Annotated in this window: 5 protein-coding genes and 2 pseudogenes; 1 reads left to right on the plus strand and 6 read right to left on the minus strand. The window is 59.4% G+C overall.

The annotated features are described in order from the left end of the window. Nucleotide 1: 1 nt before the first annotated feature. Entirely contained in the window at nucleotides 2-1,774 is a 1,773-nt protein-coding gene (locus AAGF34_RS01305; RefSeq protein WP_342618832.1) for a phospholipid carrier-dependent glycosyltransferase, read from the plus strand. Here the strand turns inward: AAGF34_RS01305 and AAGF34_RS01310 are convergent. The 6 genes and pseudogenes from AAGF34_RS01310 to tssH form a co-directional block, all read right to left on the minus strand. After that, entirely contained in the window at nucleotides 1,737-2,426 is a 690-nt protein-coding gene (locus AAGF34_RS01310) for a hypothetical protein (protein WP_342618833.1), read from the minus strand. The two genes, AAGF34_RS01305 and AAGF34_RS01310, sit on opposite strands and share 38 nt — an antisense overlap. An 8-nt stretch (nucleotides 2,427-2,434) precedes the next feature. Beyond that, a complete protein-coding gene (locus tag AAGF34_RS01315) occupies nucleotides 2,435-3,616 on the minus strand; it encodes a sialidase family protein (RefSeq protein ID WP_342618834.1) in 1,182 nt (393 codons plus the stop codon). Between the two features lie 53 nt (nucleotides 3,617-3,669). Continuing rightward, a complete protein-coding gene (locus AAGF34_RS01320; RefSeq protein WP_342618835.1) occupies nucleotides 3,670-7,389 on the minus strand; it encodes a DUF748 domain-containing protein in 3,720 nt (1,239 codons plus the stop codon). Nucleotides 7,390-7,589: 200 nt separating this feature from the next. After that, nucleotides 7,590-8,261, minus strand: a pseudogene (locus AAGF34_RS01325) (type VI secretion system contractile sheath large subunit); the annotation flags it as partial. A 41-nt stretch (nucleotides 8,262-8,302) separates the two neighbouring features. Further along, nucleotides 8,303-8,815: a type VI secretion system contractile sheath small subunit gene (gene tssB, locus AAGF34_RS01330; protein ID WP_342618836.1), complete on the minus strand. Its 513-nt coding sequence runs from the start codon at nucleotides 8,813-8,815 to the stop codon at nucleotides 8,303-8,305. A 132-nt stretch (nucleotides 8,816-8,947) separates the two neighbouring features. Further along, nucleotides 8,948-11,647 (minus strand): annotated as a pseudogene (tssH, locus tag AAGF34_RS01335) (type VI secretion system ATPase TssH). Nucleotides 11,648-11,972 lie beyond the last annotated feature (325 nt).

An 11,972-nucleotide genomic window follows, 5' to 3' on the forward strand; every position in this document is an offset into this window, starting at 1 on the left:
CATGCCCCATCTGCGCACCCTGCTCCACCCCGCCGTGCTGTGGGCCGCTTTGTTGCTGCTGGTAGTGGTCACCTATCTTTTCGGACTCGGCGGCCCGTTTGCGCCCACCAACGGCGACGAAATGGTGTACATCCACATTGCGCGCATGACGGCCGAAAGCGGCCACTGGTTGCCACTGCAAAGTGAGTTGCTGGGCACGCGCAATACCAAGCCGCCGCTACTGATCTGGCAAGGCATCGCAGCCAGCGGCTGGGGCCAGCACTGGAATCTGGTGGCTCTGCGGCTACCCAGCATCTTCTACACGTTTGCCACCACGGCTTTACTGGGCTTCTTCACCTGGCGCATGAGTGGCAAGCGTCGCACCGCCTGCCTGGCTGCCGTGTTGTACCTGTTGTACTTCTCTACCTTCCGCTATGGCCGCGTCTATTTGACGTCCGCGCCGGAGACCTTCTGGCTAGCGCTGCCGATGTGGTGGCTGATGTGGCTGCAGGCAAAGCAGCGCAGTCCCGGAGCCAAAGGCCCAGATGTACCGGCCGCCTTGGGTTGGATTGCTTACTCATTGATAGGGGTGGCTTTCGGGCTGGGCGCAGCCTACAAATCCTTTGCCCTGTTGGCACCGGCCAGTGCGGCGCTGTGGTGCGCAACACTCTGGGGTACGCCATGGCAATGGCGCAACGTCGTGCGCGCTACGGCTGGCGTGTGCTGGAGCGCCTTGCTGGGCCTGGGCATTTTCTGCCTATGGTTCGTGCTGGACCCGGATCCATCCGCGGTGTGGAACGAATTTGTTCTGGCAGAGAACGTCGGCAAGATGTCCAACCAGATGGGCTACTGGCAGGCCGCCATCAATGGCCCCTATCCCATGTGGCAACAACTTCTGGCCTACCCTGTGAATGCCGGACTGCTGGCACTCACAGGTCTGGGCTTTTGCTGGCTCATCTTCAAGTGCCTGGTACGACCCGGCCGGCTTGCACCACTGACGGCTTCACAACGGGTACTGGTCGTGTGGCTCGTCGTATGGCTGATCGTGTTCACCATTCCCAGCCAGCGTTCCGAACGCTATGTCATCCCCGCCATGCCTGCATTGGCCATTGCCATGGCCCTGCTGTGGCAGCACATCGGGCGCATCTGGTCGATTGCCACCTTGCTGCTGATTGCGCCTGCGCTGGTCATGCTGGCGCGCATCGCATGGGTGATTGACGACATGGGCGCAGGCTCTGAATGGCTCAGTGACTCCACCTTGGCCGTGGCGGGACTGGGCCTGCTGGCGGTATTTCTGGGTCTGTTCAACGCACGCTGGACACGCAATGCCAGTCTGGTGGCCTGTGCCACAACCTACGCCTGCTTCAACCTGATGGTGGCCCCGCTGTCCCATCCGGATGCCGACTACCCCAGCGCGGTGATTGCCTCATTGCAAGACAAGCGCGTGGCCGTGCCCAACGGGTTTACCGGCCAGTACGAGAACTACCACTTTGTACTGGGCCGCGCCCGCACCATTCCCTACGATGCAGAAGGGCGCAACACCGGCGAGTTGTACCCGGACATGCCCGCACCACAGCGGCTGGAGCGCCTGCTCAACGAGTTTGATGCTGTGGTCTGGCTGCAGGACGACGATGACCAGGAAGAGCCCACCTGCATGCCACATTGCACCTTGGTGGCACAGCGCTGGCATGTCCTGAGTCGCCACAAGTCGGGCGACATCACCTGGGACAACATCTGGTACCCGCAGGAGTGGCTGTTCAGTCGCGAGTGGCTGCTGGTGAAGTCGGGCGCTTGAGCCCTTTGTAACGCCTGTAGAGGGCGCGGACCAGCAGACCGTGCAGGAACAGCCACAGCAACGGGTCCAGCAATGCATCCCACAGATTGCCGGTCGGCAGCCGCGTGGCGGCATACAGCAGCAAGGCCGCAGGCGTCAGCCACCGGGTCAACCCCGCTTGCGCGCGCGACGCGCCTGAAAACACCCACGGCAGCAGCGCCATCAGCAGCAGAACCAGCAACAGCAAGGGGCTGAAACCCCAGGCATAGACCTGCCATGGAAGCACCGCAAACGTGTCCAGCAACAGCACATACCCCAGTGCCAACGGCACCAGCAGCAGCAAGCCAGGGCCCGCAGCTGGCGTGCTCGATTGGTGCGAAGGCGGGAACAGACTGCGCCACAGCCACCAGCCGCACAACAACATGGCGGACAGGCTGGGTGCATGAAACGCCAGCCCCAACCAATAGTCTGGCGTGAGAGGTCCAGGCAACAGCGTCCAAGCCACCAGAACGGCGGCAACCACTCGACGGGTTCGCAGCGATAGGCGACAGGTCAACCCGACGCCCAAGGCGGCAAGTACCAGAGCCCAGCCAAGCGCCAAGCCAGCGTGCATGGCCCAGGCCACCGGCAGGGACGGAGTGCTGGTGGACAGCAGCGGAGACAGCCAGGACATTGCGGTACTCACGGCGTTCCCTGCCCCGCAGCGGCAAAGCGCTGCCACGCAATGCTGCGACGGTGATCGGTATAGCTCAGCCACAGGGATCCGTCGGCCCAGGCCACGGCTGGGTAGGAATACTCATCCCCTTCAGTGCCGCGCGCCAATGTGGCTTGAGATAACCATTGCATGCCATCGGCAGAGCTGCTCAAGTCCAGCACTTGCCGTGAATGGGCCGAGCTGTTGTGGGTCAACACCATCTGCCCGGGTGCCAACGCCAATCCGGCAATGGCTGCGTCCGGGTTCACCAAGGACAGGTCAGGTAGGTCACGCCAAGTCTGCCCCGCATCCAGGGTCTGTACCGCCGTGACGTGGCCGTCGGGGCGGTGATCTCGCATCAGGGCCACCCAGGCCGTTTCGGACTGGGGTAGCAGCGTGGGCTGCAACAGATACGGCCTTTGCGACATGCGCACCATACCCAGGAACTCACCATCGCGGTCAAAGCGCAAGGCCACCGGGTACTTGATGCCGATTTCAAAATGGGCGGGCAGCAGCATGCCGCCATCCTTCAGAGGCAGCGGGTTGTTGCGCACTAGAAAACTGGTGTTCCACAACCAGGACAAGGGCAAAACGCGCACCGGCTCAAACTCCATTGCAGCCAGCTGGTTGTCCGCACTACGCTGCACCAGATGCAGGATGCGCCCGGCGGCCCAGCCGCCCCAACCAGTGGCCACCACAAACAGGTGCATGCGGCCTGACGCGTCCAGCCAGGCCACCGGATTGCCCAGTCGGCGCAGGCCAAAGCCGAGCTGCTCGCCCATGACATGGCGATCCACCACGTAACGGGCCGCAAGCCATTGCTGCGTGTCCCGGTCGAATTGGGAAGCGGCTATCTGCACATTGGGTGCACTCTCACGGTCGCCGGCAAACCAGAAGGCCGTCAACACGGCCTTGCTGCCCGCAGGCATGGCCAGCAGATTGCTGGCATGGGCCGCCAGAGCGCCCTCGGGCATGGGAATTTTTCCGGACGCTACCGGCTTGAGCGCATGCACGTCTACGGCCTGTTTGTCCGACGCAGTCGCGAACACGGCCTGCGCTGCGCCCGGTTCAGCGGGCCGCCGCCAAGTGTCCAGCCCCCAGGCAAGGCCCAGCACCAGCAAGGCCAGCACGCACCGGGCGGCCAGCGGAAGTGGGGCGCGGGAGGTCATGCTTGCGTCTGGCCCAGACGGAGTTCTGCAAGGTGTGGCGGCAAGTGCATGGCTTAGTGATGCTCGATGTTCAGCTCTGCTCGTGGCTGCCAGTCGGCCTCGGTTGCCGAGGTCTTGGCAGCGCCCATGAACAGACGGTCAGACGGCAATTGTCGGGCAACCAGATAGTCCCGCACCGCGATGCTGCGGTTCAGGGCCAGTTCACGTACCGTATCGTCGTTGACCACAAAACTGCCCAGCAGCAAAGCCTCCATCTCCGACTGCGGCAGATCCTTGGCAAAGCCCACCAGATTGCGCGGCTTCTTGATGTCCGAGCGGCGGTACACCTCCTTGAGCAGGGCTGGGTATTCCTCGGGCGTGACGGCAGTCACGGCGGTCACATCCTTGCCCGCGCTGGCAGCAACACGCCGCTTCTCGGCCAATAGCAGACCAGACAAGCGCTCGCGCTGGATGGCTTCTGCCTCACGCTCCAGACTGGCAGTGCCCACCACGGTCAGACGCAAGCTGGGCTTGTCTGCCAGTGCCTTGGCTACCTTGTCGAGGTTGGCCTGCGCGGCGGTGCTGATGTGTGTGGTGCCAGCGTCAAACGCAACGGTGCTGAGCTCGTCCGCGCCACCATCGCCACTAAAGATTCCACTGATGAGATTGAACGGTGACGTAATGGCCTTGGCAATGATGTTGCCCACGATCTTCCAGACGATGGGCCAGACGCGGAACTGCGGGTCGTTGAGCGAGCCGCTCAACGGCACGTTCAGGTCAATCACTCCATTGCGGTCCGCCAGCAGCGCCACCGCCAGCTTGACCGGCAGGCGGTTGGTCGCGCCTTCGACTTCATCACCAAAAACCAACTGGTTCAGGATGATGTTGTTGCTGGCCTGCAATTGCCCATCCGGTGCCACGCTGTACTTCACGTCCACGCTGAGCTTGCCGCGCTCGATGCCGTAGCCTGCGTACTTGATGGCGTAGGAAGAAAGTGGCGAGAGCTCCAGGTCGCGCACTTTGCCGGTGATGTCCAGCGCCAACGGCTTGGCCAGTGGATTGACCTTGCCCGTGATCTCCAGGCTGGCGGTTCCTTCTGCACGCCCCCGCAGTTCCAGGTCCGCCATCTGCACACCGCCCTGCGGTGTCTGTGAACTGAAGCGGCTCAGACTGCCACCCAGCTCGGTCAGGCTGGCAGAGTAATTGGGCTTGATGAAACGGTCGGAGAACGCAACCCGACCATTGACAAGTTTGATGGTGCCGATGTCAATGACCGGGTCCATTGGAGAAGCCCTGGGAGCGGACGCGACAGCTGCTGGCGACGACGCAGCGGCGCTTGCCTGGGGTGCCGCACCTTGCGCGGGTACCGGAGGGCCTACATCTTCGGGACGAACAATGTCCTGCAGCACCAGACGCCCTTCCGGGCTGATGATCAATCGCGCATAGAAGTCAGACAGGGAGACCTCACGCACTTTCAGTCGCAGCGGCACACCGGGCGCCATAGTGAATTCAATGCCGGGAACGGACAAGGCCTTCCAGTTCAGCAGCTCTTCAGACGTCGCAGATAGGGGCTGCGCCTTGGCCGTGCTGGCTCCGCTCTGGGCAGCGCTGGCTGCGGCGGGCGCCACGGTGGGATACAGGCTGTTGAGCACAAGCTCTTCCACCGCCGCATCGCCACTCACCTGCACCTGCGGCCCAGCGGGCAGACTGGCATAGCGCACCTGGCCCTTGAAACTGGTATCGGCCCGCAGCAGATCCAGCCGCAACTGGCTCATCACATAAGGCGCCACCGCCTGCAATGGCAATTGCGAGGCTTGCAGCGCACCCTGTGCTACCAGTGGATCCCACATCACGCTACCGTCAAAGCGCAGAGTGCCCGGCTCGGTGCGTGCGGAGCGGACCTTGGCCGACAGCGTCAGCGGCACTGGCTTCTTGCCGTCGGGCGAGAGATTTTTGGCGTGCGACTGCAAGGCGGACAGCTCCAGGAAAACCGTTTTTTGCGGTACCTTGTCCACATAAGTTAGCGTGCCGTCGTCCAGCGCGAAGTCATTGAGCCGCAGCATCCAGGCCGGTCCGGCCTTGGTGGCAACCGTCTTCTGGGTTGGCGGTGTCTTGGGGGTGACCGGTGGCTTGAGCCAGTGACTGAACATCCATTGCCCGTCATCGTCGCGCTGCACACGCAGCTTGGGGCTGCTCAGAGCCAGGCTACCCAAGGTCACACTGTGCTTGCCCAGATCCGCCGCCACCTGGGTCAGCTGCAACAGTTTGAAGGACGGCAGGTCCTTGGCACGCATGTCGGTGTTGCCTGCAGGCGGCAGCAGTGCAAAGTCATGGGCGGCCAGGCGGGGTGCGGAAAACTGCACCTCACCGCCCTTCCAGTTCGCCAGCAATTCGCCTTCCAGCATGCCTTGCACCTGAGGCACCAGGTAGGGATTCAGGTAAGGTGCCGCCAGCGTGAGCGCCAAGTCGGACACACGGGCCTTGACACTGCCGGTTGCGTCCGTGGCTTCGCCCTGCAGTGCAATCCCGGCAGGCTTGCCCTTCTTGGCATCCGGCGCCTGCAATTGCGCCGATGCGTCAAACTTTGCCGGGGCCTCAAAAGGCCAGTGCACATCGCGCACCGTGATGTGCGTGTCGGTGAGTGCCAGCTTGGCCACCGGCACCGTGCTTTCGTCCGTGAAGCGCACCTGCCCGCCCTTCAACTCCAGCTTGTCCAGTGCCACCTTCCACGGATTGGCGGTGCTGGTGGCAGCCTTATCCGGTGCGGCCTTGGCAGCGGGCTTGCTGTCGCCAACGCCAGGCAATACCAGCTCCCCGGCATGGTTGCGTGCGAGCACGACATGGGGGCCTTCAATATCCAGCGACTCCAGCACCAGCGACTGCTCCAGCGGACGCAAGTCCTTGAGCTTGGCCCGCACAGCATCGATGGCCAGCAGTTCACCTCCCGCCTTGTCCGCCACGCGCAGCTTGGAGACTGCCATGTCTCCCGACAGTGTCACCTTGGTAGTGGGGGACTGCTCGAAGGCCAGCTTGAGGTCGCTGTCCAGCACCGCGCCCTGGACGCGCACCGGCAGACTGGCAGGCAGATAGGGCAGATACGGCGCCACGTCCAGATGCGCCACATGCAGCTCCACTTCCCCCTTGCGCGTCTGGGCAAAGGGAGTGGCCTGCGCAGCTGTGTCAAACGTGCTGCCATTGAGTTCAAACGCCAGACGGGGTTGCACAGTCACGTTGCGCTGCGAATCAAAGTTGCTCACAAACGGCAGCGCCAGTTGCAGCTTGCGCAGATGGTGCTCCTGCTGGGCGCCCGCCACATGGTCGGTGAAATCCACAGAACCGTCGGTCAGCTCGATGTTGTGCAGCGCAAAGCGGGCCGGCGCCGAAGCAGGCGCGACCGGGTCGGGCTTGAAGCGTTCCAGCAGGTCATCCACGTCATAGTGGCCGTCACCCAGATGGGTCAGGTGCAACTCGGGTTGGCTGATGCGGATGGCATCCATCACGGGCGCCAGACGGAACAGGGATTGGATTTCCGCATCCACGTACACACCCGCCACGGCGAACTGGGTGCTCTTGCCGTCAGCGCTGGCGATTTTGATGTCCGAGACCGTGAACTCCAGTGTCCAAGGCTTGAAATCCACGGCGCCAATCGTGAGCGTGCGCCCCAGCGCCTGTGAACCTCGGGACTCAGCCAAATGCTTGACCAGCGGCGGCAAGGCCAGCCACGCCAGCAACCACACAGCGATCCATACGCCTATAACCCACAGAAAACGTTGCAACCACTTATTTTTTAGCATGCTGACTGACTCCATAGCGCATTATTGCTGAGGCGTTCGCATCGAATGGCTTGACGCAATGCAAAGTTGAAACAACAAGTTCAACGCATCGAAGCATCTGCCCCTTGCTGCGAACCAGCCAGAACAGGAGGCCCCCATTGGACGCCATCAGGTCCACTCCGATACTTTGTCCAAATATCCAAAAACTGCGCTGGTGAGCCAGCATGCTCAAGGTTGCCAGTGATTTTGGCCAGGTCACGCGGATTGGCCAGCTCTTGCCACGAATCCATCTGCAAGTTGGATGGGGCCGCACCGGCGATGAACGGAGCGTGTGCAGCTGAGGCAATCTTGGCCATGGCACCCAGTAGCTCAACATCCGGCGGGGTGTGATCAAAGTAGTAATCGGCAACCAAACAGCCATAGGGCTCACCACCCAATTGACCATATTCCTCTTCATACAGACGTTTGAATAGCGGGCTTTGATCCCATGCGATACCTTTGAATCGACGCATGGTGCGCCGCAGCTCGGTCTTGCTGATGTCCATGAAGCGAATCTTCAGCATCTCATCTGTTTCCGTGTTCGATACCAGATGGTCCAGACCACGCCAAGCTGCCTCCAGACGTTGAAAGTCTTCGTGGTGCAGGATGAGATTGATCTGCGCTGTGAGCTTTTGGTCAATTTCGGAAATGATGGCTTCGATGCTGGCGTAGGCATCGTCACTCATGGTGACGGTGTTACCTAGCGCCTGCTCGGCCAAGGTACGGACCGCGGCCTCGACGGCTTCACGCTGTTGCTCGCCTTTGGGTTTGAATTCGCGGTCCAGTAGTCCACTGAAGACGCCGGGATCAGAAAACTGGGTAGCGCCAGATGCAGTTGCAGTTTGGGATTCCATGGATATGAGTCCTTTTCTTGTTGATTAGCAGAGGTAGTTCTTCAGGAGTTCAGCGCCGTTGGTTTGGGCGCCGCGGCAAGTGACTTCATCAGCGCGGGGTCACCCAAGAGTTTGCGCACGAGGTCTTCTGCACCCGCTTTGCCGTCCATATAGGTTTGCAGGTTGGAGAGCTGGGTTCTCGCGTCCAGTAACTGCTTGAGCGCGTCGACTTTGTTGGCCACCGCAGCCGGGGAGAAGTCATCCATGCTTTCGAAAGTGATGTCAACCATGACATGACCTTCGCCCGTGAGCGTGTTTGGCACGCTGAAAGCCACGCGAGGCGCGATGGCTTTCATGCGTTCGTCAAAGTTGTCGATGTCGATCTCAAGGAATTTGCGCTCTTCGACACCTAGCAAAGGCTCTACAGGCTTGCCCGATAAGTCGGCTAGAACGCCCATGACAAAGGGCAGTTCGATCTTTTTCTCGCTACCGTAAATTTCCACGTCATATTCGATTTGCACACGCGGAGCACGGTTGCGCGCAATGAATTTTTGACTGCTGTTGCTGGCACTCATAGAGATCCCTTCAGGTTGATGAAAAATGGATTGGTCGGTCCACCTATACCGACCGGTTGGGTACCGCCGTGCACAAATACATGCCACTTGCGAAGGTGAATTGGGTTTAGAGAGACGCTCATGGATTCGCTCTCATGCCGTCGCTTCGATTTGCAAGGTCAAACCGGCCTTGGGTTCAACATACGGTATTTGCTGACTCTGCAGTCCAGCTTCTAATTCCGTTTGCAAAACCACTTTTCGGATTTGTAGTCGGTCTTGCATAGCTTGCAGCCAGACTTGAGCCAATTGAGTAAGTACGTTGTGTTCGATGAATTGGCTGATGCGTCTGGCACCGGTTTCGTGCGCACCGCACTGTGCAACGATGTGGGTGATTGCCAGGTCGGTGCACTCCATAGCGATGGCGTGCTGCTCCTGCATGCGGGACACGACTTTCTGCATCTTCAGAATAACAATGGATGCAAGCAACTCGCTTGACAGGGGGAAGTACGGGATCACAGACATGCGTCCCAGGAGCGCTGCGGGAAATACCTTGCGCAGTTCCGGTTGCAATGCATCACTCAACGCTTTTGCATCGGGAGCCAAGGAACTGTCTTCACACAAGGTGCTGATGAGTTCAGATCCAGTGTTGCTTGTCATCAGAATCAACGTGTTCTTGAAATCAATGACACGCCCTTCACCGTCTTCCATCCAACCTTTGTCGAAGACCTGGTAGAACAATTCGTGCACATCAGGGTGCGCCTTCTCTACCTCATCCAACAAAATGACGCTGTAAGGCCTACGACGTACGGCCTCCGTGAGTACGCCGCCTTCACCATAGCCCACATACCCCGGGGGAGCCCCTTTGAGACTGGAGACTGTATGTGCCTCCTGGTACTCACTCATGTTGATAGCGATAAGGTTGTGCTCGCCACCGTACATCGTGTGGGCTAGTGCCAGCGCTGTTTCGGTCTTACCGACCCCCGAAGGACCAACCAGTAAAAAGGTAGCAATCGGTTTGCCCGGATCACTAAGTCCGGCCTTGGACGTCTTGACGCGTTCGACTAAAGCCCGGATAGCGGTGTCTTGTCCCACTACACGTTTTTGCAGTTGTGTTTCCAGGGACATGACTGCAGCCATATCATCTTCAACCATGCGTCCCACGGGTATGCCTGTCCAATCAGCGACGATGGATGCCACGACACCTTCATTGACTTCCACGTGAATCGAAGGTTTGTCACCTTGCAGACATTGCAGCTCAAGCTCCAGACGTTGTACCTCCTGCGTCTGCTCCAGCTTGTTGTCCATACCCTAAGGCGATTGCAATAGCCCACGTATTGACAGGATGGCAGTAGTCAGGGAACGAATGCGTTCACTCTGAGCAAGATGCCAATCGCGTTGCCCCTCCAGCGCTGCTACGCGCGTTTGCAATTCATCCAACGCTCGCTCGCGCGACTTGCCTATAGAAGCCTCTTGCAGCAACAAACATTGCTCACCCTTGAGTGCATCCAACTCGGCATCTACCTGCTGCAGCGCCTGCGAAGGCGTATGGAGGGACATGGCAACGCGAGCACAGGCTGTATCCAACAGACTGATGGCCTTGTCTGGTAGCTGCCGCGCGGGTATGTATCGATGCGATAACGTAACCGCAGCCCTTACTGCCTCTTCCAGAATCGTTACACCGTGGTGTCTGGAAAAGACTGGAGCCAGACCACGCACCATGTTGATGGCAGCCACCTCTTGCGGCTCCAGGACTTGCAACACTTGAAAGCGGCGCGTAAGTGCAGGATCCTTTTCGATGTGCTTTTTGTATTCGGACCAAGTAGTTGCACCGATGACGCGTAAAACGCCTCGAGCCAGTGCTGGCTTGAGCAGGTTGGCAGCATCACCCGTTCCTGACTGCCCTCCGGCCCCCACAAGAGTGTGTACTTCATCCACAAACAGGATGATGGGAACCGGAGCATCGCTGGCCTCCTTGATCACCGACTTCAGGCGGGACTCGAACTCTCCCCGCATGCTGGCTCCCGCCAGCAAGGCGCCCACGTCCAAACTGAGGATTCGCACCGACTGAAGACTGGGAGGAACCTTCTTGGAGGCAATAGCCAAAGCCAGCCCCTCCACAACCGCCGTCTTGCCTACACCCGCCTCGCCAGTGAGCAAGGGGTTGTTCTGTCTGCGACGTAGGAGAATGTCGGTCATCGTGCGAATCTCTTGTTCGCGCCCTACAACCGGGTCAATGGCGCCTTCCCTGGCCAGCGCAGTGAGGTCAGTGCAATAAAGGGAGAGTGGTGATTTGCTGTCCACCGCATGCCCCCAAGCGTTGCTTGCATCTCCCGGAACGGCGCTCTTCAGGTTTGTAGCGTCGTATGCCTCTTGCTGGTCTTCACGGGAACCCGAAATAATGCTCGGGAAGTCCGCTGTAATTTGTGCAACCGGAATTTGCTGGAAAGTAGGCGATATTCCTATCATCAACCGCCGCAGTTCAGGCGTTTGGAGCATGGCAGCGATCAGCCATCCAGACCGTATGCGGTTATCACCAATGGTCAGACTTGCGAATACCCATGCACGTTCAATCGCCGATTCAATCGTATGGCTAAAGTCGTTGAGGCCAGACGCCCCATTTGGAAGCTGCGTCAGAGCAACTGTGAGATCTTTCTCCAACTGAGCGGCGTCGATTCCATAATGGATGGTCAGTCGCTGGAAATCTCCACCAGGTGTCTGCCATATCTGGTGCAGCCAGTGCACCACTTCCACATACGGGTTGCCCCGCAATTTCGCAAAAGCAGTAGCGGATTCAATAGCGCGGAACAACTCTACGCTCAACTTCCCAAATAACGCACGACGAGGAATGTTCATGCGTGCGCTCTCAGATACTTCGCTACATGCGAGCACTCACTTTGAAAGTAAAACCTGAGCTTCTTTCGCTTCTCTTGAACGCTCCCCAGCCAACGGGAAATAACTCTAATACTTGCACTCATACCTGCAAACTTCCCTATTGCTAGACATTTTTTAACTTGACCGGCAGGCACTTGCCTATGCGCGGAGCAAATGTGAGCAACGAGAAATTTCGGCTTCAGGAAAACACCCTAGCACTTGATCGAGATCCAACGATATCGTCTTCAGAAACCGAATACATGCGACGATCGGATCACCCAGGTGCTCTTGACGCTATCGCGAGTTC

The sequence above is a fragment of the Rhodoferax sp. GW822-FHT02A01 genome (assembly GCF_038784515.1).
Taxonomy (GTDB): domain Bacteria; phylum Pseudomonadota; class Gammaproteobacteria; order Burkholderiales; family Burkholderiaceae_C; genus Allorhodoferax.

What these genes read in the sequence shown, in the direction of transcription:
- AAGF34_RS01305 (WP_342618832.1), top strand. Translation starts at nt 2, where the DNA reads ATGCCCCATCTGCGCACCCTGCTCCACCCCGCCGTGCTGTGGGCCGCT.
- AAGF34_RS01315 (WP_342618834.1), bottom strand. Translation starts at nt 3,616, where the DNA reads ATGACCTCCCGCGCCCCACTTCCGCTGGCCGCCCGGTGCGTGCTGGCC.
- AAGF34_RS01310 (WP_342618833.1), bottom strand. Translation starts at nt 2,426, where the DNA reads ATGTCCTGGCTGTCTCCGCTGCTGTCCACCAGCACTCCGTCCCTGCCG.
- tssB (WP_342618836.1), bottom strand. Translation starts at nt 8,815, where the DNA reads ATGAGTGCCAGCAACAGCAGTCAAAAATTCATTGCGCGCAACCGTGCT.
- AAGF34_RS01320 (WP_342618835.1), bottom strand. Translation starts at nt 7,389, where the DNA reads ATGCTAAAAAATAAGTGGTTGCAACGTTTTCTGTGGGTTATAGGCGTA.